The organism is Actinomycetospora atypica, from assembly GCF_042653685.1.
Classification (GTDB): Bacteria; Actinomycetota; Actinomycetes; order Mycobacteriales; family Pseudonocardiaceae; genus Actinomycetospora; species Actinomycetospora atypica.
This window is the reverse complement of the sequence record NZ_JBHSIV010000016.1, coordinates 1-20,023: the sequence shown is the minus strand read 5'-3', so window position 1 is coordinate 20,023 and position 20,023 is coordinate 1. Positions and strand designations below refer to the sequence as shown.

Annotated in this window: 22 protein-coding genes and 1 pseudogene; 15 read left to right on the top strand and 8 right to left on the bottom strand. The window is 75.3% G+C overall.

The features are described 5' to 3' along the window. Positions 1-69: 69 nt before the first annotated feature. The 3 genes from ACFPBZ_RS15895 to ACFPBZ_RS15885 all read left to right on the top strand — a co-directional run bounded on the left by ACFPBZ_RS15895 (position 70) and on the right by ACFPBZ_RS15885 (position 2,064). Positions 70-909, top strand: coding sequence for a biotin--[acetyl-CoA-carboxylase] ligase (locus ACFPBZ_RS15895; protein WP_378037053.1), 840 nt, complete (start codon positions 70-72; stop codon positions 907-909). Between the two features lie 117 nt (positions 910-1,026). Beyond that, positions 1,027-1,755 carry a PH domain-containing protein gene (locus ACFPBZ_RS15890; RefSeq protein ID WP_378037052.1) on the top strand — a complete coding sequence of 243 codons (729 nt, stop codon included), beginning with the start codon at positions 1,027-1,029 and terminating at the stop codon, positions 1,753-1,755. Positions 1,756-1,800: 45 nt separating this feature from the next. Then, positions 1,801-2,064 carry a hypothetical protein gene (locus ACFPBZ_RS15885; RefSeq protein WP_378037051.1) on the top strand — a complete coding sequence of 88 codons (264 nt, stop codon included), beginning with the start codon at positions 1,801-1,803 and terminating at the stop codon, positions 2,062-2,064. Here the strand turns inward: ACFPBZ_RS15885 and ACFPBZ_RS15880 are convergent. Beyond that, positions 2,048-2,848: an inositol monophosphatase family protein gene (locus ACFPBZ_RS15880; RefSeq protein WP_378037050.1), complete on the bottom strand. Its 801-nt coding sequence runs from the start codon at positions 2,846-2,848 to the stop codon at positions 2,048-2,050. The two genes, ACFPBZ_RS15885 and ACFPBZ_RS15880, sit on opposite strands and share 17 nt — an antisense overlap. Positions 2,849-2,897: 49 nt before the next feature. Between ACFPBZ_RS15880 and ACFPBZ_RS15875 the strand changes: the two genes are divergently transcribed. Together ACFPBZ_RS15875 and ACFPBZ_RS15870 are read left to right on the top strand one after the other, a co-directional pair. After that, positions 2,898-3,572 carry a response regulator transcription factor gene (locus tag ACFPBZ_RS15875; protein ID WP_378037049.1) on the top strand — a complete coding sequence of 225 codons (675 nt, stop codon included), beginning with the start codon at positions 2,898-2,900 and terminating at the stop codon, positions 3,570-3,572. Between the two features lie 43 nt (positions 3,573-3,615). Further along, positions 3,616-4,893: an ATP-binding protein gene (locus tag ACFPBZ_RS15870; RefSeq protein ID WP_378037048.1), complete on the top strand. Its 1,278-nt coding sequence runs from the start codon at positions 3,616-3,618 to the stop codon at positions 4,891-4,893. Here ACFPBZ_RS15870 and ACFPBZ_RS15865 read toward each other — a convergent pair. Next, the gene (locus ACFPBZ_RS15865; protein WP_378037047.1) at positions 4,890-5,369 is read right to left on the bottom strand and encodes a GtrA family protein; all 480 of its coding nucleotides are present in this window, start codon (positions 5,367-5,369) and stop codon (positions 4,890-4,892) included. The genes ACFPBZ_RS15870 and ACFPBZ_RS15865 overlap by 4 nt on opposite strands. 122 nt (positions 5,370-5,491) lie before the next feature. On the opposite strand from ACFPBZ_RS15865, the gene ACFPBZ_RS15860 reads away from it, so the two are divergent. Continuing rightward, on the top strand, positions 5,492-5,917 hold the full coding sequence (locus ACFPBZ_RS15860) for a hypothetical protein (protein ID WP_378037046.1): 426 nt from the start codon (positions 5,492-5,494) through the stop codon (positions 5,915-5,917). Here ACFPBZ_RS15860 and ACFPBZ_RS15855 read toward each other — a convergent pair. Continuing rightward, positions 5,902-6,186 (bottom strand): DUF1540 domain-containing protein, encoded by a 285-nt coding sequence (locus ACFPBZ_RS15855; RefSeq protein WP_378037045.1) that lies wholly within the window; start codon positions 6,184-6,186, stop codon positions 5,902-5,904. The genes ACFPBZ_RS15860 and ACFPBZ_RS15855 overlap by 16 nt on opposite strands. Before the next feature lie 248 nt (positions 6,187-6,434). On the opposite strand from ACFPBZ_RS15855, the gene ACFPBZ_RS15850 reads away from it, so the two are divergent. Further along, the gene (locus ACFPBZ_RS15850) at positions 6,435-7,691 is read left to right on the top strand and encodes an alpha-hydroxy-acid oxidizing protein (protein WP_378037044.1); all 1,257 of its coding nucleotides are present in this window, start codon (positions 6,435-6,437) and stop codon (positions 7,689-7,691) included. A 3-nt stretch (positions 7,692-7,694) separates the two neighbouring features. Here ACFPBZ_RS15850 and ACFPBZ_RS15845 read toward each other — a convergent pair whose 3' ends face one another. Continuing rightward, complete coding sequence (locus ACFPBZ_RS15845) at positions 7,695-8,369, bottom strand: DUF1707 SHOCT-like domain-containing protein (RefSeq protein ID WP_378037043.1); 675 nt, start codon at positions 8,367-8,369, stop codon at positions 7,695-7,697. 102 nt (positions 8,370-8,471) lie between these two features. Between ACFPBZ_RS15845 and ACFPBZ_RS15840 the strand changes: the two genes are divergently transcribed. Further along, on the top strand, positions 8,472-9,665 hold the full coding sequence (locus ACFPBZ_RS15840) for an FAD-binding oxidoreductase (RefSeq protein WP_378037042.1): 1,194 nt from the start codon (positions 8,472-8,474) through the stop codon (positions 9,663-9,665). Positions 9,666-9,730: 65 nt separating this feature from the next. On the opposite strand, the gene ACFPBZ_RS15835 is transcribed toward ACFPBZ_RS15840, so the two are convergent. Beyond that, on the bottom strand, positions 9,731-11,224 hold the full coding sequence (locus ACFPBZ_RS15835; protein WP_378037041.1) for a sigma-70 family RNA polymerase sigma factor: 1,494 nt from the start codon (positions 11,222-11,224) through the stop codon (positions 9,731-9,733). Between the two features lie 145 nt (positions 11,225-11,369). Between ACFPBZ_RS15835 and ACFPBZ_RS15830 the strand changes: the two genes are divergently transcribed. From ACFPBZ_RS15830 to ACFPBZ_RS15810, 5 genes and pseudogenes are all read left to right on the top strand, one after another. After that, the gene (locus ACFPBZ_RS15830; protein ID WP_378037040.1) at positions 11,370-12,326 is read left to right on the top strand and encodes a GGDEF domain-containing protein; all 957 of its coding nucleotides are present in this window, start codon (positions 11,370-11,372) and stop codon (positions 12,324-12,326) included. A 12-nt stretch (positions 12,327-12,338) separates the two neighbouring features. Beyond that, entirely contained in the window at positions 12,339-13,514 is a 1,176-nt protein-coding gene (locus ACFPBZ_RS15825) for a 5-(carboxyamino)imidazole ribonucleotide synthase (RefSeq protein ID WP_378037039.1), read from the top strand. Positions 13,515-13,589: 75 nt separating this feature from the next. Continuing rightward, complete coding sequence (gene purE, locus ACFPBZ_RS15820) at positions 13,590-14,093, top strand: 5-(carboxyamino)imidazole ribonucleotide mutase (protein ID WP_378037140.1); 504 nt, start codon at positions 13,590-13,592, stop codon at positions 14,091-14,093. Between the two features lie 182 nt (positions 14,094-14,275). Continuing rightward, positions 14,276-15,571, top strand: coding sequence for a DUF222 domain-containing protein (locus ACFPBZ_RS15815; protein WP_378037038.1), 1,296 nt, complete (start codon positions 14,276-14,278; stop codon positions 15,569-15,571). 12 nt (positions 15,572-15,583) lie between these two features. Beyond that, positions 15,584-15,790: pseudogene (locus ACFPBZ_RS15810) on the top strand (LLM class F420-dependent oxidoreductase); the annotation flags it as partial. Here ACFPBZ_RS15810 and ACFPBZ_RS15805 read toward each other — a convergent pair. Beyond that, positions 15,712-15,888 (bottom strand): hypothetical protein, encoded by a 177-nt coding sequence (locus ACFPBZ_RS15805; protein ID WP_378037037.1) that lies wholly within the window; start codon positions 15,886-15,888, stop codon positions 15,712-15,714. The pseudogene ACFPBZ_RS15810 and the gene ACFPBZ_RS15805 overlap by 79 nt on opposite strands. A gap of 26 nt (positions 15,889-15,914) precedes the next feature. On the opposite strand from ACFPBZ_RS15805, the gene ACFPBZ_RS15800 reads away from it, so the two are divergent. Both ACFPBZ_RS15800 and ACFPBZ_RS15795 read left to right on the top strand, forming a co-directional pair. Next, positions 15,915-16,424: a CGNR zinc finger domain-containing protein gene (locus tag ACFPBZ_RS15800; RefSeq protein WP_378037036.1), complete on the top strand. Its 510-nt coding sequence runs from the start codon at positions 15,915-15,917 to the stop codon at positions 16,422-16,424. A gap of 88 nt (positions 16,425-16,512) precedes the next feature. Then, the gene (locus ACFPBZ_RS15795) at positions 16,513-17,670 is read left to right on the top strand and encodes an acyl-CoA dehydrogenase (RefSeq protein ID WP_378037035.1); all 1,158 of its coding nucleotides are present in this window, start codon (positions 16,513-16,515) and stop codon (positions 17,668-17,670) included. On the opposite strand, the gene ACFPBZ_RS15790 is transcribed toward ACFPBZ_RS15795, so the two are convergent. Together ACFPBZ_RS15790 and ACFPBZ_RS15785 are read right to left on the bottom strand one after the other, a co-directional pair. Further along, positions 17,660-18,373: a TIGR03089 family protein gene (locus ACFPBZ_RS15790; protein ID WP_378037034.1), complete on the bottom strand. Its 714-nt coding sequence runs from the start codon at positions 18,371-18,373 to the stop codon at positions 17,660-17,662. The genes ACFPBZ_RS15795 and ACFPBZ_RS15790 overlap by 11 nt on opposite strands. An 89-nt stretch (positions 18,374-18,462) precedes the next feature. Beyond that, positions 18,463-19,833: an LCP family protein gene (locus tag ACFPBZ_RS15785; RefSeq protein ID WP_378037033.1), complete on the bottom strand. Its 1,371-nt coding sequence runs from the start codon at positions 19,831-19,833 to the stop codon at positions 18,463-18,465. Positions 19,834-20,023: the final 190 nt, after the last annotated feature.

Genomic DNA, 20,023 nt, shown 5'->3' with positions numbered 1-20,023 from the left:
GGCCAGTGATACCGGGCACGTCGGAGACGGAGCGCAGCGTGAGCTCGACCGGGAAGTAGCGTGCGGGCCATGCCGCCCGGAGTGAGGGACGCCGCCGCCTGGAAGGCGCTGCAGAGCACCGCCGTCGCCCCGACCGGCCCCTGGGCCCGGCTGGACGTGGTGGACGCCACGGGCTCGACGAACGCCGACCTGGCCGTCGCCGCGGCCGACGGCGCCCCCGACCGCACCGTGCTCGTCGCCCACCGCCAGGACGCCGGACGCGGTCGTCGGGAACGGGTCTGGGAGGCCGCGCCGGCCGAGGGACTGACGTTCTCGGTGCTGCTGCGCCCCACCGAGGTGCCCGTCGAGCGGTGGGGCTGGGCGCCGCTGCTGGCCGGGCTCGCGCTGGTGGTGGCGATGGAGGACTACCGGGCGCCGGCGTCGGTCGCGACGCTCGAGGCCGCGCTGAAGTGGCCGAACGACCTGCTGCTGGGCCCCGACCGCCGCAAGGGCGCCGGGATCCTCGCCGAGGTGGTGCCGGGCGGACCGGCCGGACAGGCGTTGGTCATCGGGATCGGGATCAACGTGGCGACCCCGGAGGCGGAGCTGCCCGAGGGCGGGACGTCGCTGCTCGCGCAGAGCGTGCGGCGCCCGCGGCCCGACGTGCTCGGCGACGTCCTCGCCGTGCTCGCCTCCTTCGACGCCGACTGGCGGGCGGCCCGCGGCGACGCGGCCCGCGCCGGCCTGCTCGCCGGTTACCGCAGCCGGTGCGCGACCCTCGGGCAGGACGTGCGGGTGGCGCTGCCGGGCGGGCGGGAGCTCGTCGGGTCGGCCGAGGACGTGGACGACGACGGCCGCCTGCTGGTGCGCGCCGACGGCGAGCTGCACACGGTCTCCGCGGGCGACGTGGTGCACGTCCGCCCCGTCTGAGGATCGTCCGACCACCGGCCGACCACCCGGCCGGGCCGCGCGCGGTGCTCGGATCCGGGGCCGCGCGCGGATACCCTCGTCCCGGCCGACAGCGCCGATCGGACGAGGGGGGCAGCCGTGGCGTACCCGGAGCGTCTCCTCGTGGCGGGCGAGCGGGTGATCGTCCACGTCCGACCGCACTGGCGGATGCTCGTCGTCCCCGCGCTGGCCCCTCCGCTGACGGCGTTCGCCGGGGCGTGGCTGGTCGCGGTCACACAGGCCACGCCGTGGGCGACCGCGGTGCTCGTCGGCGTCCTGGTGGTGGCCCTCGGGGTGCTCGGGTGGTTCGCCCTGGCGCCGGTGATGCGCTGGCGCGCCACCCACTTCGTCGTGACCGACCGGCGCATCCTCGTCCGCGAGGGCGTCTTCTCCCGCACGGGCATCGTCGTGGCGGGGCGGTCGATCACCGTGGTGCGCACGGTCCGCGCCCGGGCGGAACGGCTGCTCGGCAGCGGCACGCTGGTGGTGGGGGTCGACGACGCCCGCGAGCCGTGGCGCTTCGACGGCCTCGCCCGGGTGGCCCGCGTGGCGGCCGAGGTGGAGCGGATGGCACAGCGCCGCGGCGGGCTCGACCCCGACCGCTGGGGCTCCTACCGGGACGACGACCTCGACGACGACCTCGAGGACGACGACGAGGACGATCCCGACGACGACCTCCCGGTCGCGTACGAGGACGACGGCTACGACGACGACATCGTGGATGCCCAATGGGAGGACGCACAGTGGGACGAGCACGTCTCCGGCCGGTTCCCCCGGCTGCGGCGGCTGTCCTCGGCGCGGCGCCGGGAGCTCCCCGCGGGCCGCTGATCATCCCGCGGGAACCGGCGGCACCCCGGCGTCGTCGGAACCGGTGTGGGAATCGACGCGCTGCCCGGCTGGATCGTCGCGCTGGGCCTGCCGCCGGCGACGCTCGTCGTCGGGACCGTGCCGGAGGACGCCGACCGGGTGTGGTGCGTGCACCCGGGCCCGGACGACACGTGGGAGGTCTACTGGGCCGAGGACGGCGAGCGGTACTCGTGGACGCGGTTCGACGAGGAGGCGGCGGCCTGCTTCCACCTGTTCGGCCGGCTCGCGTGGACCCAGATGATGCGGGGCGCGCTCAGGCCGGCCGGATGATCGCGCGCACGGCGTCGTGCAGCAGGCCGTTGGTGCTGAGGGCGTCGCCGCCGTCGATCCGGTCGGTGCCCGCGAAGTCGGTCAGGCGCCCGCCCGCCTCCCGCACGACGACGGCCGGCGCGGCCAGGTCCCACGCGCTCGCGCCGGGTTCCGCGACGACGTCCATCACGCCCTCCGCGACGAGCACGTGGTGGAGGAAGTCGCCGAAGGCGCGGCTCTCCCAGGTGGCCTCGGTGAGGGCGACCCAGCGGTCGCGGGCGCCGATCTCGCGCCAGTAGTCGAGGTCGGTGGTGGAGACGTAGGCGTCGCCGAGGTCGGCGATCGCGGAGACCCCGATCGGGGCGGCGGCGATCCCGCGCGCGACGTCGGAGGTGAAGGCGCCGGTACCCCGCGCCGCCCACCAGCGCCGGCCCAGCGCGGGGGCGCTGACGACGCCCACGGTCGGCTCGCCGTCGACGACGAGGGCGAGCAGGGTGGCGAAGACCGGCACGCCGCGGGAGAAGTTCTTGGTGCCGTCGATGGGGTCGACGATCCAGTACCGGCCGGCGTCGGGCGCGGTGCCGCCGCGCTCCTCGCCGAGCACGGTGTCGTCGGGCCGGGCCTCGGCGAGCAGGCGCCGCACCTCGTCCTCGCAGGCGACGTCGGCGTCGGTGACCGGCGTGCGGTCGGGCTTGCGCTCGACGCGCAGGTCGGTCGCGCGGAAGCGGTCGTGGGTGACGGCGTCGGCCGCGTCGGCGATCCGGATGGCGAGTTCGAGGTCCTGCTCAGGGGTCACGGGCGGCATCCTCGCCGTCGGGCGGCGGGTGCGCGAGAGGGGTCTACATTCACGGGTCATGACCACCGTGCTGCTCGTCGAGGACGATGCGGCGATCGCCGGGCCGCTGTCCCGGGCGTTGTCGCGCGAGGGCTACGACGTCGACGTGGTCGACGACGGCCCGTCGGCGGTCACCCGCGCCGGGGAGGGCGAGGTCGACCTCATGGTCCTCGACCTCGGGCTGCCGGGGATGGACGGGCTGGAGGTCTGCCGCCGGGTCCGCGCCGGCAAGCCCGACCTGCCGGTGCTCATGCTCACCGCCCGCACCGACGAGGTCGACTTCGTGGTGGGGCTCGACGCCGGCGCGGACGACTACGTCGGCAAGCCCTTCCGGCTCGCCGAGCTGCTGGCCCGGGTGCGCGCCCTGCTGCGCCGCCGCGCGCCGGAGATCCTCGACGCGGGCGGGGTGCGGATGGAGCCCTCGGCGCGCCGGGTGCTCGTCGACGGCGTCGAGGTGGGCCTCGCGAACAAGGAGTTCGAGCTGCTGCGGGTGCTGCTCGCCCACGCCGGGCAGGTGGTCTCCCGCGAGGAGATCCTCCGCGAGGTGTGGAACGACCCGGAGATGAAGACCTCGAAGACGCTCGACATGCACATGTCCTGGCTGCGCCGCAAGCTCGGCGACACCGACGGTGCCCCGGCCTCGGCCAAGCGCATCTCGACGGTGCGCGGGGTCGGGTTCCGGTTCAACACCTGATCCGGGTCGGGGCGGGCGGAGCGACGGGGAGTGAGCTGAGGCCGTGCGCCGCCGCATCCTGATCTCGACGCTGCTCGTCGTCGCGATCACCGTGACCGTCCTCGGCGGGCCGCTCGCCGTCACCACCTGGCGCCTGGTCGAGGACTTCACCCACGCCGAGCTCGCCGGGCGCCTGCGCCAGGTGGTCAACACCCTCGACGCGCAGCTGCAGTCCGACCGGCCCGTCGACCTCTCCGCGGTCGCGATCGCGGTGCCCCCGGGCGGCTCCCTCGTCGTCCGGACCCCGCGCGGGACCAGTGCGATCGGCGCCACCGACGACCCCGCGCAGGTCTCCGAGACCGCGCTGTTCGGCATCAACGGCTCGGCTGCGATCTCCGAGCCGTCCGAGGAGATGCGCACGCGGCAGCTGCAGGCGACCGCGCTGGTGCTCGCCGCGATCGTGCTGTCGGTCGCGGTCGGGGCCGTCGTCGCGACCCTCACCGCCCGGCGGCTCGCCGACCCGCTGCAACAGGTGGCCGGGCGGGCGGCCCGGCTCGGGGCGGGCGACTTCAAGCAGGCGCCGCTGCGCCACGGCATCCCCGAGCTCGACCGCGTCTCCGACGTCCTCGACTCCTCCGCGATCGCGCTGGCCGAGCTGCTGCAGCGCGAGCGCGACCTCGTCGGCGACGTCTCCCACCAGCTCCGCAGCCGGCTCACGGCCCTGCAGCTGCGCCTCGACGAGCTCTCCTCGCACCCCGACCCGGAGGTCTCCTCGGAGGGCACGGCGGCCCTCGAGCAGGCCGAGCGGCTCGCCGAGGTCCTCGACGAGCTCCTCAGCTCGGCGCGGGCGGCGCGCGCGGCCAGCGCCTCGCCGCTCGAGCTCGACGGGGAGCTGCAGGCGGTGGCGCAGGAGTGGCAGACGCCGGCGTCGGGGCAGGGCCGGAGCCTGCGCGTGCGGGTGCCCGACGGGCTCGTCGCCCGGGCGACGTCGGCGCGGCTGCGCGAGGCGCTCGGCGTGCTGGTCGACAACGCGCTGCGCCACGGCGCGGGGACGATCACGATCGCCGCGCGGCACTCCGACAAGGACACGATCGTCGTCGAGGTGTCCGACAACGGCGACGGCGTGCCGTCCGAGCTCGCCCCGCACGTGTTCGACCGTGGGGTGTCGGGTGCCGCGTCGACCGGGGTGGGGCTGGCGCTCGCGCGGGCGCTGGTGGAGGCCGACGGCGGTCGTCTGGAACTGGCCCGGACGAAGCCCGCGGTGTTCGCGGTGTTCCTGCCGGTGCCGCGCACCGACCAGGTGGTGGCGTCCCGACGACCGCTGCCGGCGACGCCGCGCTAGCGCAGCGCGGTCGGGAAGACCCAACGCCGGAAGGCCCACCAGCGGAAGCCCATCGCGAGCAGGGTGCCGATCACCTGCGCGCTCACGAGGTCGGCCACCTGCTCGGTCAGGGGCGTCACGTCAGGTGTCGCGAGGTCGAGCACGTAGCGCGAGATCCACAGCGGGCCCGCGTTGATCACCAGGGCCACGCCGGAGACGACGAAGTAGAGGGTCGCCTCCCGGGGCCGGGCCAGGCCGCCGCGCGAGCGGAACGACCACTCGCGGTTGAGCAGGTACCCGACGACGGTCGCGACGAGCACCGCGAGGATCTTCGCCGTCACCGGCTTGGGCTCGAGGACCGTCGTCTTGAGCAGCAGGAACAGGGCGGTGTCGACGACGAAGGTGCTGGCGCCGACGAGGGCGAACCGCACCAGCTCGCCGTGGCGGTGCCACGCGGCGACGAGCCGCGAGGGCGCCGCCGCGCTCGGGTGCTCCATCGCGGCCGAGTCTAGGACGGTCGCGGGAACGGTCGGCCGCGGGTGACCCGCAGCATCGACATCGGGAGAAGGCAAGCTTAGGCTCACCTCAGAAATCGGCGGATGGGTGCGAGGAGGTCCGGATGGCGCTGCGGCTGCCGGTCGGTGAGGTCACCGCGCTGCTGGGTCCGGGGCTCGTGCGCTGTCGCATCATGGCGGGTCTCGACGACGGGTCGGGCCGCGGCGAAGGCGGGGGCCCGGCGGCCGTGACCCGCCTGCAGTTCGGGAAGCACGCGGCGGTCGCCACCCGGCTGGCGGCGATCCGCGAGGCCCGCGGGGCCCTCGTCCTGGCCGACCGCGTCACCGACGGGCTGGAGCCGGGCGGGCGCCGCGAGGTGCTCGTCGCGCTGCGCGACCTGGCCGCGACGGGGGTCGCCGTCCTCGTCAACGACGCCGACCCGGTCGCGGCGCTCGCGGTCGCCGGCGGCGTCCTGCGCGCCGACCGCACGGGCGGTCTCGCGCTGGAGCGCGCCGACGAGGGGATCGAGAAGAGCTACCTGGCCTCGTAGGTCAGGCAGTCGGCGACGTCGGCGCCCTGGCCGATCTCCACCGACGAGGCGGTGCACTCGAGCTTGTCGTTGAACCGGCACTCGGAGCGATGGCACGCGCCGACGAGACCGTCGCGGTCGAATCCACCGCGGAACGAGATCTCGACGAACGTCCCGCACGACTGGCCGCCGACCGTGATGGCGCCGGCGTGGCAGCTGGAGTCCTGGTTGTACGAACAGCTGGTGGCGGCACAGCTCTGGACGGTGGGCATCTCCTGCATCGAGGTCATGCGAGAAGAGTGTCCGGTTCCGACCTCGATCAACAGGAAGCGAAGGCTCGGCTCACCCGTCGTCCTCACGCCGATCGCACGGCCCTGACCAGGGGCGATACCGCCCACCGTGGGTCGGGGACCGCCGGTCGTCCGGGTCGTGGCCGGGGACGTCACCCCATCGGGCGAACGGCACCCGCGCCGGGTCGTAGGCGTGCCTGACCTTCCCCGGGGACGCGCCGCACGGTCCGTCGTGCTAGATCACCGGGGTGCGCATCGGAGCCGGGCGAGCCCGCCAGGAACAGGTCTACCGCGACGGCGTCTCGGGTCGCCGACCCCGCGTCCCCACCGCCGCCGGCGAGCTCGAACGCCGCGGCCGGCGGGCGATGTCACGGGCCGCCGACGCCTACGTGAGCGGCGGGGCCGGGGCCGAGGCGACCGTGCGCGCCAACCGCGAGGCCTTCGCCCGCCGACAGACCGTGCCGCGCGTGCTGCGCGACGTCGGGACGCGCGACCTGTCCGTCGAGCTGTTCGGGCGCCGCCACCCCTCGCCGCTGCTGCTCGCGCCCATCGGCGCGCTCGACCTCGTCCGGCGCGGCGCCGACCTCGAGGTGGCCCGGGGCGCCGCGGCCGCCGGGGTGCCGATGATCGTCAGCAACCAGGCCGGCACCGCGATGGAGGAGCTCGACGGGATCGGGAGGCGCTGGTTCCAGCTGTACTGGTCGACCTCCGACGACCTCGTCGACAGCTTCCTCGCCCGCGCCGAGACGACGGGCTGCGAGGCCGTCGTGGTCACGCTCGACACGACGATGCTGGGCTGGCGGCCCCGTGACCTCGACCTCGGGCACCTGCCGTTCAGTCGCGGGTTCGGGATCGCCCAGTACACCGCCGACCCGGTCTTCGACGCGCTCGCCCGCGCGCGGGCGGCCGCCCCGCGCTCCGGGCCCGCGCCGCGGGTCACCCCGCGGGCGGTGCGCACCCTGCTCGAGATCTCGCGCCACCACCCCGGCGACACGCTCGCCAACCTGCGCTCCCCGGTCCCGCGCGCCGCCGTCGAGACGTTCCTCGACGTCTACTCGCGCCCGACCCTGGGCTGGGACGACGTGGCCACCCTCCGGTCGCGCACGCGGCTGCCGATCGTGCTCAAGGGCGTCCTGCATCCCGACGACGCCCGCCGGGCCGTCGACGCCGGCGTCGACGGGGTGCTCGTCTCGAACCACGGCGGCCGGCAGATCGACCACGCGGTGGCCGCGCTCGACGCCCTGCCCGGGGTGGTCGCGGCCGTCGAGGACCGGGTCCCGGTGCTGCTCGACTCCGGCGTGCGGACCGGCGCGGACGTCGCGGTGGCGCTCGGGCTGGGCGCGCGGGCGGTCTGCCTCGGGCGGCCGTGGGTGTGGGGCCTGGCGCTCGCCGGGGCGGCCGGGGTGGAGCAGGTGGTCGGCGACGTGCTCGCGGAGCTCGACCTCACGGTGGGCCTCGCCGGGGCGCGCACGGCCGCCGAGCTGGAGATCCACTCGCGGGGCTGAGGGTCAGCCGGGCCCGATCGCGAGCGGTCGGCGGGTCACCGACACCCCGCCCATCATCGCGAACCCCGTGACCCGCAGGCGCGGTCCGTCGGGGCGCGCGGCCGGCCCGGCGTCGTTCGAGAAGCCGCCCATGAAGCCGATCCCGGTCACCTCGACGGTGGTGTCGGGGTCGACGACCACCGCGCACCCGCCCATCAGCGCGAACGCCTGGATCGTCACGCCGGGACCCGTGTCGCCGACCGCGCCGCGCAGGTCGATCTCCACCCCGCCCATGATCGAGACCGTCTGGATGGTCAGCCCGGTGTCGTCGAGCCGGGCGTGGCGCAGGTCGAGATTCGTGCCGCCCATGATGCTCATGGCGCGGTGCGTGCGGCCCGGGGTCCACGCGCCCCGCCGGTCGGCGCCGCTCATCACGGCGACCGACCCGGTGCTGTCCGGGCGGTCGGTCACCGCCGGTCGGGTGAGCGTCCCGGCCGTCGTCGAGGGCGCGGGAACCGGGGCGAGGTCGGCGGTCACGGGCTCGAGCTCGTGCCGGAAGACGGCCCCGTAGGCGGCGGCCTGGCGCTCGTCGCCCTCGACCACCGTGAGCCGCCCGTCCCCGACGGCGGCGCGGACGAGCTCGGCGACGCGCTCCCGGTCGGCGTCGGAGGCGCGGATCGCGGGCGACGGGTCACTCATGGGCCCAGCGTAGGAGGTCCGACCAACCCATAACGCTCGCTTCTGGCGGTCGTCAGGAACGTGTCTTGGACTTCTGCTCCGGCCGCTCCGAAGCTGGTCCGCATGACGAACACCGCAGCTCGCGAGGTCGTCGGGTTCCAGACCGCCGACCCCCACCGCCCCGATCTCGTCGTCCGCGCCCGGAACGCCGCCGACGTCGTCGACGCCGTGCGCCGGGCCGGGACCGGCCCGCTCGTCGTGCACGCCACCGGCCACGGCCACACGCGCGGCGTGCGGGGCGGCGTCGTGGTCGACACCGGGGCGATGCGGGGCGTGACGGTCGCCCCCGCGGCCCGGACCGCCCGGGTCGAGGCCGGTGTCCGGTCGGCCGACCTCGTCGCGGCCGCGGCCCCGCACGGGCTGGCGCCGGTGTCGGGCTCGTTCCCGGGCGTCGGGGTGGTCGGCTACACGCTCGGTGGCGGCCTCGGGCTGCTCGGGCGCGAGTTCGGGTGGGCCTGCGACCACCTGCGGGCGGCCGAGGTGGTCACCCCCGACGGGGAGCTGCGCCACGTCGACCCCGGTGACGAGCTGTTCGCCGCGCTGCGGGGCGGCAGGGACGTGCCGGGGGTGGTTGCGGCGATGACGGTCGGGCTCGTGCCCGTGTCGTCGGTGGTGGGCGGCGGCCTCTTCCTCGACGCCGCCGCGGCCCCGGCCGTGCTGCCCGTGGTGCGCCGGCTCGGGCTCGACGCGCCGGAGACGCTCGGCCTGTCGTTCGGGGTGGTCCCGGTGCCCGACCTCGACGCGGTCCCCGCCCCGATCCGCGGCCGCACCGTGCTGCACGTGCGCCTCGTCGACACCGACGGGTCCTCGGCGCGGGCCGCCGAAGCTGCTCTGCGCGGGGCCGCCCCGGTCCTGCTCGGCGGCCTGCGGGAGATGCCCTGGACCGAGAGCGGCTCGATCGTCGGCGAGCCGGAGGTCCCGCACGCCTACGAGGGGACGAACGTCCTGGTCCGGGAGCTGTCCGACGAGGCGCTCGCGGCGGTCGTCGCGCGGGCGGGCGACGCCGTGCTCGACGTGCGCCGGCTCGGCGGGGCGCTGGCCCGCCCGGCGTCGGGCCCCGACGCGGTCTCCTTCCGCGACGCCGGCTGGATCGTGCGGGTGATCACCGGGCCCGGCGCCGACCACGCGCGGGTCCTCGCGCCTCTGCACGACGAGGCGCTGGGGACGATGGCGGCGTTCGTCTACGGGCGGGCGCACGCTCTCGGGCCGGTGCACGAGCCCGCGGTGGCGGCCCTGCTCGACCGCGTTCGGCCGTAGGCCCCGGGCGTGCGTTTCCGCCTCTGGACACGGAAACGCACGCACAGGGCCGGAGGCCGAACCGATCAGCCCAGCAGGACGTCGAGCACCGGCTCGAGCAGGCCCCGGCGCTCGGGCGCCGGCGCGCGCTCGAGCACCCGGAGCTCGACGATGCGGGTGCGGCGGTCGAGCTCCCGGTCGATCGGGTCCGTGCTCCCCGACCCCGACGACGAGTCGTCCGTCCAGTGCCCCGAGCTGACCCGGCCCGACGACGGCACCCCGGTCGGGTCGTCGCGGTCGTCGCGGTCGTCGCGGCCACCGTCGTCGTCGGACCGCGATCGGCTCGGGCCGTCGTCGTCGGCGCCCGTGCCGCGCGACCCGGCCGACGTGCCCGCCTCGTCGTCGGGAACGGGAACGGGAACGGGAACGGGCACCGGCGCCGGACGCGGGACCGGCGGCGGGGGCGCGACGGGCGGCACCCAGACCGGCCCCGGCGGCATGACCAGCGGTGCCGCGAGCGGCGGCGCCGACCCGGGGCTGCCCGCGAGCATGGTGACCGTCGCGACCCCGAGCCCGGCCAGCCCGACGACCGCGGCCCCCACCCGCCGCGACCGCGGCACCTCGGCGGTGCGGACGAGCCCGCCGACCGCACCGAGCACCCCGACCACACCGCCGCCCGCGACCACGAACTCCGCCGTGCTCGGGAACTCCACCCACGACGACCGCGAGGCCAGGTAGCCCACGAGCGCCGCCCCGAGCACGAGCGGCCCGATCGCCGAGCGCACGATCCCGGAGTTGACCTCGCGGAGCTCCGCGGCCAGGGCGCGGCACTCCGCGCACTCGCGCAGGTGCTCCTCGACCTTCGCGGCGTCGCGGCGCGACAGGCCCCCGCGGGTGTAGGCGCCGAGCCTGGCCTCGGTCTCGGTGTGGCGGCGGCCGGTGGGGCCGTCGGGGGAGCCGCCCGCGAGGTGCTCCTGCAGGTAGGCCTGCCGCAGCCCCTCGCGCGCCCGGTAGCCGAGGGCAGACACCGCGTTGGGGGTGAGGCCGAACAGCGGGGCGATGTCGGCGGGGGAGTCGCCCTCGACCTCGAGGTGCCACAGGACGGCCTGCCAGCGCTCGGGCAGCGTCGCGAAGGCCCGTGCGGCGAGGGAGCGCTCCAGGCCGGCGACGGCGGGGTCGGCGAACGGGACGATCGTGCGGTCGGGGTCGACGCCGATCACCTCGCCCATGTCCTCGGTGAGGTCGAGGCGGCGCTCGGCGCGGGTGCGGTCGTAGGCGAGGTGGCGCAGCGAGGTCAGGAGGTAGGCGCGGAACGCCTCGGTGGGCCCGCCGCCGGCGCGCAGGATCTCCAGCAGGCGCGCGAAGGCCGCGGAGACGAGGTCGTCGGCGTCGGAGGGGGAGCGGGCGAGCTGGCGGGCCAGGGCGCGGGCGGCGTCGCGGTGGCGGCCGTAGAGGGTGCCGAAGGCGACGGTGGAGGCGTGGTCGGCCGGGCGGCCCCGGATGACCTCCAGGAGGTCGGCGTCGGAGGGCGCGTCGGGGTCGCCGGGTGACCCCGCTCCCGCAGCCTCGGCACCAGCCATTGAGCCCACCACCCCCTCGACGACGAGTCTGCGGGCGGTTCCGGGAGGATCCCTGCAGCGTCACCGTCACGGATGACCGCCTCGCGCGTCGCCAGGGGGAGATGCACAGCGGCGGACGTCGAACGGGACACAGGAGGTGCGTGCGATGACCCTGGCGGACGAGCGCACGGACGAGGACACCCCGGGGCTGGGCGCCGATCCGCGGCCCCTCGCCCGGGGTGCCGGCGTGGGGCGTCCCGGGGTCGCGCTGGCCTCCCTGCGGGAGCGGTGGTTCGCCTGCTCGAACGCGCTCGGGTGGTCGGTCGCGTCGGAGTGGCCCGACCCCACCGTCGACGACGTCTGCGACACCGTCCTCTCCGGGCGCGCCGGGGCGCCGCTCGAGCGGTCGCTCACTGCGTGGGCCGGGGCCCGGGCCGCGGCGGGCATCGGGCTCGACGAGACCCTGTCCGACCTCGCCGCGCTGCACATGGCCGTCAGCGGCGCGCTCGGCGACCTGGGCGAGCGCCGCCGGCTCGGCCTGCCCGGCGCCGAGGGGTCGCGGCTGGTGCGGGTCGTGTCGCTCGGCTGGACCGACGTCGCGTGCGGGGACCTCTCCGAGGCGGCCGCGCTCGACCCGCTCTCCGGGCTCGCGAGCTCCCGCTACCTGCGCACGCGCCTCACCGAGGTCTACCGCGCCGCCCGCGCCCACGGGACCTCCGTGACCGGCTCCCACGCCCTCGTCGTCGTGACCCTGCGCGTGGCCGGGTGGTCGCGCGTGGCGCCGCTGACCGTCGCCGGCGACGCCGCGTCGGTGGTGTTCGACGCCGGCGAGACGATCGCGGTCGTCGGGCGCTCGACCGTCGTCGTGCTGGCCCCCCGCGAGGGGCTCGCCGCCCGCGTCCGGGTGCTGCGGGGGCTGCTCGCGCGCCGGCTCTCCGGGGCCGGCGGGGTGACCGGCGCGCCGGGCGCCCGCATCGTTGGGCTGCCCGCCACCATCGAGGGCGCCGAGGAGACCCTGGCCCGGCTGCGGGAGGCCGAGCCGCCGGTGCCGCGGCGCGACCGCATCCTCGGTCTCGACGTCCCGGCGGTTCCCGACGAGAGCTTCGATCCCGACGACGGTTAGGGTCCCGTCCTCGTGGACGAGCGCACCGGCCTGCCCGTGGTCGCGATGGTCGGCGGGGGCCAGCTGGCCCGCATGACCCACCAGGCCGCGATCGCGCTCGGGCAGTCGCTGCGGGTGCTCGCGCTGCACCCCGACGAGCCCGCCGCGATGGTGGCCCCGGACGTCGTGATCGGCGACCACCGCGACCTCGACGCCCTGCGCCGCGCGGCCGTGGGGGCCGAGGCGCTGACGTTCGACCACGAGCACGTGCCCGGCGAGCTGCTCTCCCGGCTGGTCGCCGAGGGCGTCACCGTGCACCCCGGGCCGGAGGCACTGCTCCACGCCCAGGACAAGCTGGTCATGCGCCGTCGGCTCGCCGAGCTGGGGGAACCGGTCCCGGCCTTCGCCCCCGTCTCCTCCGCGGCCGACGTCGACGCGTTCGCCGCCGAGCACGGCTGGCCGGTGGTGCTCAAGGCGGTCCGCGGCGGCTACGACGGGCGCGGGGTGTGGATCGTCGGGGACTCCGGGATCGTCGACGAGCTCCTCGAGGCCGGCACGCCCCTGATGGTGGAGCGCCGCGTCGAGCTCGTCCGCGAGCTCGCGGTGGTGCTGGCGCGGTCGCCGTTCGGCCAGGTCGCGGTCTACCCGGCCGTGGAGACGGTGCAGCGCGACGGGATCAACACCGAGGTCCTCGCCCCGGCCCCCGGGCTGTCCGAGGACGCCGCGGAGGAGGTCGGGGAGCTCGCGATCCGCATCGCGGCCGCGACCGGCGTCGTCGGGCTCCTCGCCGTCGAGCTCTTCGAGACTCCCGACGGCCGGTTCCTCGTCAACGAGCTCGCGATGCGCCCGCACAACTCGGCGCACTGGTCGATGGACGGCGCGGTCACCGGGCAGTTCGAGCAGCACCTGCGGGCGGTCCTCGACTACCCCCTCGGGTCGACCGCCGTCCTGCGGCCCGCCTGCGTGATGGCGAACGTGCTCGGGGGCGACCCGGTGCCGACGACGGGTCCCGACGAGCGCCTGCACCACACCTTCGCGCGCTTCCCCGAGGCGCGGGTGCACCTGTACGGCAAGAGCGAGCGGCCCGGTCGCAAGATCGGGCACGTGACGATCACCGGGGACGACATGGACGAGGTCCGGCGGCGCGCCCGCCTGGCCGCCGACCACCTCGCCACCGGTGTCTGGACCGACGGATGGAGTGCGCACTAGATGTCGAGCTCGGAGCTGGTCCCCGGACAGGCGGTCGCGACGTCGGACGACGCGTCCCAGGTGGCGGGCGCGCGCCTGCCCCCGCTCGTCGGCATCGTCATGGGCAGCGACTCGGACTGGCCGACGATGCGCGCCGCAGCCGAGGCGCTCGACGAGTTCGGTGTTCCGTGGGAAGCGCGGGTCCTCTCGGCCCACCGCACCCCGCGGGCGATGCTGGAGTGGTCGGAGTCGGCGGCCGAGCGCGGGCTGCGCGTGGTGGTCGCGGGCGCGGGCGGGGCGGCGCACCTGCCCGGGATGGTGGCCTCGTCGACCGTGCTGCCCGTGATCGGCGTGCCGGTGCCGCTCAAGCACCTCGACGGGATGGACTCGCTGCTCTCGATCGTGCAGATGCCGGCGGGCGTGCCGGTGGCGACCGTGTCGATCGGCGGCGCCCGCAACGGCGGCCTTCTCGCGGTGCGCATCCTGGCCGCGGCCGACGCCGGTCTCGCGGCCCGGATGGCCGACTTCCAGGCCGACCTGCGCACCTCGGTGGCGGGCAAGGACGAGGCGGTGCGGAAGTTGGGGCCGGGAAGTTCCTGACGACGGCAGCGGCCGGCCTGTTCGTTCCGGCCGTGAGCTGGGTCGGCCGAGTGTCAGCGGTGGCACGTCGCTGACGTCGGATGTCAGCGATGTGCCACCGCGGACATCTCTTCCCGACGACGGCCGCCGCCGACCTGCTCGTTCCGGCCGTGACTGTCAGAGGGTCCCGCTATCCTTCGAACATGAGTTCGAACGAGGCGGTGGGTGAGGCGGTCAGCGACGAGCTGACCGCCCTCCTCGCGCGCCTCGGCGAACTCGCCGACCTCCCCACCGACCCCGTCGCCGACGGCGGCGTCGCCCTCGTCGACCAGATCGCCTGCCTGGAACGCCTCCGCGGGGCCGTCGCCGCCGCGCAGCACACCGCGATGGTCACCTTCGCCCGCTCCCAGGTCGAACTCCAAGCCACCCAGGTCGCCGCCGGACAACTGGACCCACGCGCCGTCGGTCGGGGTATCGGTGACCAGATCGGGCTCGCCGCGCACGTCTCCCCGCACGTCGGGTCCCGCCGGTTGGGGGTCGCCCGGACCCTGGCCGAGGACCTGCCTGTGGTTCGGGGTTTGTTGGTGGCGGGGCGGATCAGCGAACACCTCGCCGAACACGTCGTCGCCCAGACCAGCCACCTCGAACCCGAGCAGCGCCGCCTGGTCGACAAACACCTCGCCGACACCGAGCTTGAGCACCAGGGACGCCGCGAGGCCGAAGCCACGGTCAAGAAGACCGCCTACGAGATCGACCGGGCCGGATATGTGAACCGTGGGCGCACCGCCCGCACCGACCGCCGGGTCACCCTGCGCCCCGCCCCGGACACCATGAGCGTCCTGTCCGGGCTACTGCCGGTCGAGCAGGGAGTCGCCTGCCTCGCCGCCCTACGGAAGCACGCCGACTCGCTGATCGCGACCGGGGCCGCCGGGGACCGCACCCGGGATCAGATCGTCGCCGACACCCTCGTCGAACGGATCACCGGCCAGGCCCGCGCTACCGATGTGAGCGTCGAGCTGGAGATCGTGCTGCCGATCGACGCCCTGCTCGACCCCGAGAGCGACACCCCGGGCGAGCTGGTGGGGCACGGGCCGATGCCGGCGGACATCATCGCCGACATCCTGGCCACCACACAGGGCACGACGTGGTGGCGGCGGCTGTTCGCCCACCCGAAGACCGGGTGCATCGTCGGGGGAGAGTCGAAGCAGCGGTTCTTCGACGGGCTCCTCGCCAAGTTGATCGATATCCGGGACCACGGACGGTGCCGGGATCCCTACTGCGACGCCCCGCGGCGCCACCGCGACCACATCCGACCCGCCCGCGACGACGGACCCACCAGCCTGGTCAACGCGCGGGCGGAGTGCGCGCGCGGCAACCAGGTCAAGGAGATGCCCGGCTGGCACCACCGGGTCGTCCACGACGGGCTCGGCGACCACCCCCACACCGTCGAGACCACCACCCCCACCGGACACACCTACACCAGCCGTGCCGGACCATGATCGTGCTCGCCGGTCGCCCGGCGGGCGGAGGCTCTCGGCTTCGACGCCGCGCAGCTCGCCGACAACCCGCTCGCCGGCACCCCGGCGCAGATCGTCGACGCCCTCGGGCGGTGGCGCGAGCAGACCGGCATCAGCCGGGTCTACCTCCAGGTGCTCGACCTGACCGATCTCGACGCCATCGAGCTCGTCGCCTCCGAGGTGGCGCCGCAGCTGGCGTAGAGCGTCCGCCACGCCCCGCACCCGCAGCGCTGGTAGCGCACGGGGCCCTCGGAGGTGTGATGGCTGGAGACGGTGGTCCACCGGTGGGTCGCGGTCATGGCAACGAGCCTGGTGTCATGGCCTCGTGCACCTCAACCCTTACGGGCACGACGCCGTCGTCCTGGCCGCGGACCTCGTCAACGACCCGCCGCCGGACGCGGGCGAGCTCGTCGCGCGGTGTCGCGCCGCCGGGCTCGTCGTGGACGCGACCGCGGACGACGACCTCGAGCGGGCCCACGAGGTCCTCGCGGACTGGACGGCGATCGTCGACGCCACCGACCCCGCCGAGCGTGCACGGCGGACGAACGACCTGCTCGCCCGCCACTGCGCGCACCCGCGGATGACCGACCACGCCGGGTCGGGGTGGCACCTGCACTTCCGCGACTTCGACCTGCCCGTGGGCCGCGTCCTGGGCTCGCTGATCGCCATGGGCACGGCCCTGCACCTGGCCGGGCGCGGGATGCACCGGCTCGGGCGGTGCGGGGTCGAGGGCTGCGAGCGGGTGTTCGCCGACGTGTCGCGCACCGGTCGGCAGCGCTACTGCTCGACGGCCTGCGCGAACCGGGACGCGGTCCGGCGCCACCGCGCTCGGTGAGACGCGGGCCATCGTCGGGAACGGTAGGACGTCCGACCTTTGCGGCGGTACGGTGACACGAGCGAGTGACTGGTGGGAGGAGTACGCGGTGAACCCGGATTTCGACGTCTACGACCTGGGTGAGGAGCGCGCCGCGTTGCGGGAGTCGGTCCGCGCGCTGTGCGAGAAGGAGATCCAGCCGTTCGCGGCCGAGGTCGACCTCAACGCCCGCTTCCCGCAGGAGGCCCGCGACGCCCTCACGTCGGCCGGCTTCCACGCCATCCACATCCCGGAGCAGTACCAGGGCGAGGGCGCCGACTCGATCGTCGCGTGCATGGTGATCGAGGAGGTCGCGCGCGTCGACGCGTCGGCCTCGCTGATCCCGGCCGTGAACAAGCTCGGGTCGATGCCGATCATCCTGTCGGGCTCCGAGGAGCTCAAGCAGAAGGTGCTCCCGACGATCGCCTCGGGCGAGTCGATGATCAGCTACGCGCTCTCCGAGCGCGAGGCCGGCTCCGACACGGTCTCGATGCGCACCCGCGCGCAGGCCGACGGCGACGACTGGATCCTCAACGGCACCAAGTGCTGGATCACCAACGGCGGCATCTCCGACTGGTACACGGTCATGGCCAAGACCGACCCCGACAAGGGCTCCAACGGGATCTCGGCCTTCGTCGTGCACAAGGACGACCCGGGCTTCTCGGTCGGCCCGGGCGAGCACAAGCTCGGCATCAAGGGTTCGCCGACCACCGAGATCTACTTCGAGAACTGCCGCATCCCGGGCGACCGCATCATCGGCGAGCCCGGCACCGGCCTGAAGACCGCCTTCGCGACGCTCGACCACACCCGCCCGACGATCGGCGCGCAGGCGGTCGGCATCGCGCAGGGCGCTCTCGACGCGGCCGTCGACTACGTGCGCGAGCGCAAGCAGTTCGGCAAGGCCATCGCCGAGTTCCAGGGCGTGCAGTTCATGCTCGCCGACATGGCGATGAAGATCGAGGCGGCCCGCCACCTCGTCTACGTCGCCGCGGCGAAGGCCGAGCGCGGCGAGGCCAACATCGGGCTCATCGCGTCGGCGTCGAAGTGCTTCGCCTCGGACACCGCGATGGAGGTGACCACCGACGCCGTCCAGCTGTTCGGCGGCGCCGGCTACACCACCGACTTCCCGGTGGAGCGCATGATGCGCGACGCGAAGATCACCCAGATCTACGAGGGCACCAACCAGATCCAGCGCATGGTCATGGCCCGCAAGGTCCTCAAGGGCTGACCGTCAGGCGCACGTCGGCCCGCTCCGACTCGGCCACGCGGTCGAGCCGGGCGGGGTCGGCGTGCCGCACCTGCACGAGGGATCCGCCGCCGGCCAGGACGGCGAGCAGCCCGTCGACGAGGCCGCCCTGCAGGTCCAGGGGCCAGTCGATCGTGGACAGCAGCCGGGTCCGCGCGCCGTAGCCGAGCTCCGTGGCCCGACGCAGGGACGTGCTCACCACCTGGTCGACCGACGCGTCGCCGAGCGCCGGGGCCGTCCCGGGGACGGGCTCGGGCGTGAAGTGGTCGCCGTGCATGCGGACCTCGCTCGCGTAGTCGACCGCGTCGGGCGGGAGGTCGGCCAGCGGGCGGCCGAACGCGTCGAGGGAGAGCCCGACGACGACGCCCGCGTCGGCGTCCGCCAGGTGCTCGGCGTCGGCGAGCGCGACGTCCGCCGCGCCCTCGACCACCTGCGCCCCGCACCACCAGGCGCCGAGGAGCACCACCGCGGTCTGCCAGTGCGTCGGGAGGCCGACCGAGACGCGGCCGCCGACCTCGAGGTCGCACTCGTCGCGCAGGAAGTTGGCCGTCTTCGCGACCCAGTTCGCCAGCGTCTCGCCGGAGAACTCCAGCCGCTCCCCGGTGGCGTCGTCGTAGAACGTGATCAGCGGCCGGCGGGCGTCGGAGGTGAGGACGGGGGCCAGCAGCGCGTCGGTGACGGTCATCGGGCGGCGAGCCTAGCCGGGCCCGGCGAGCGTGGCGGATCGCGGACGTCCGGTGTCAGCGACGTGCCATCGCTGACACGTCGCCGAGCTCAGTTCACGCAGGGGATGCCGTCGGCGGTGATCGGCGGCTGCGGCGGGGGAGGCGGCGCGGAGTCGGCCGCGTCGCTCGCCACCGGCACCGCGCCGGGCCCGCGGTAGTCGGAGGCCAGCAGCACCCGGACGGTGTTCGCCGGGACGCTCGAGTCGGGCCGGGTGGGCAGCCCGCCGAGGGCCCGCGCCACCACGTCGGCGCCGGCGTCCCCGCCCGGCCCGAAGACGACGGCCGAGGTCGGCGCCTGCTCGTCGGCGTTGCCCGAGCGGAGCTGCGTGTAGCCCTGGGCGCCGAGGATCTGGACGACCCGCGCGGCGGCGCCGCCGGTGCCCGAGGCGTTGCGGACGTCGACCGGGATCGCCGACGGCGCGGGGCCGGTGGCGACCACCGGGGCGTCCTTCGGGCCGATCGCGTCGCCGACGAACTGCCGGACCTCGTTCTCGTCGACCTTGAGCGCGTCACCGGCGGCGGTGCTGACCCCGCCCTCGGTGGGGATCGTCATGAAGGTGACCTGGCCGCCCGAGACGCCCTGCATCTGCTGGGCGAACCCGAGCAGGTCCCAGTCGCCGTCGAGGACCACCGACTGCTTCACGGAGTCGAGGAGCCGCGAGAGCGTCACCGGGTCGGCGAGGGTGCCGGCGGAGAGCAGCTTGTGCGAGAGCCCGGCGAGGAACGCCTGCTGGCGCCGCACGCGGTCGAGGTCGCCCAGCGGCAGGCCGTGGCGCTGCCGGACGAACGCCAGCGCGTCGTGCCCGGCGACCGAGCGGGGCCCGGCCGCGAAGTGGGCGCCGGAGAAGTCGTCGTCGACCGCGCTCTTGAGGCAGACGTCGACGCCGCCGATCGCGTTGGTCAGGTTGAAGAAGCCGAGCAGGTTGATCTCGGCGTAGTGGTCGACGCCGATCCCGCTGAGCTCCTGCACCGTCTCGATCAACGCCGAGCGGCCGGCCTCGGAGGAGCGGACGTCGACGTCGCGCGGGTCGGCGTCGCCCCCCGCGACGAGGCGCTGGGCCTCCATCGCCTTCGCGCCGGGGTAGACCGAGTTGAGCTTGCCCTTGCCGAACTGGCCGGGGATCGAGACGTAGCTGTCGCGGGGCAGCGAGAACGCGACCGCCCGGCTCCCGTCGTTGGGGACGCGCACCAGGATCATCGAGTCGGTGTTCAGCTCGCCGTCGGCGGAGCCCGCGTCGAGCTGGGCGAGGACGTCGCGCGAGAGCGGGTTGCCCTGCGCGTCGTTCCGGCTGTCGGTGCCCACGAGCAGGACGTCGGTGGCGCCGTCGGCCGCGGTGCCCTTCTTCGACAGGGCCCCGGAGGTCGCGAAGCTGCCCGACAGAGCCGCCCAGGCGGTGCCGCTCAGAGCGAGGACGAGCACGGACGCGACGGTCACGACGATGCGCAGCACGCGCAGCGGGCCGCGACGCGGGGCCTCGTCGGGCGGTGCCGGACGCGGGGGACCGGGCGGGCGGGGCGGTGCGGGCCGGCGCACGACCGGGCGCGCCGGGGGACGATCGGCGTGGGGACGCCGGGGCGCAGGACCTTCGCGGAGCGCAACCGTCGAGGGC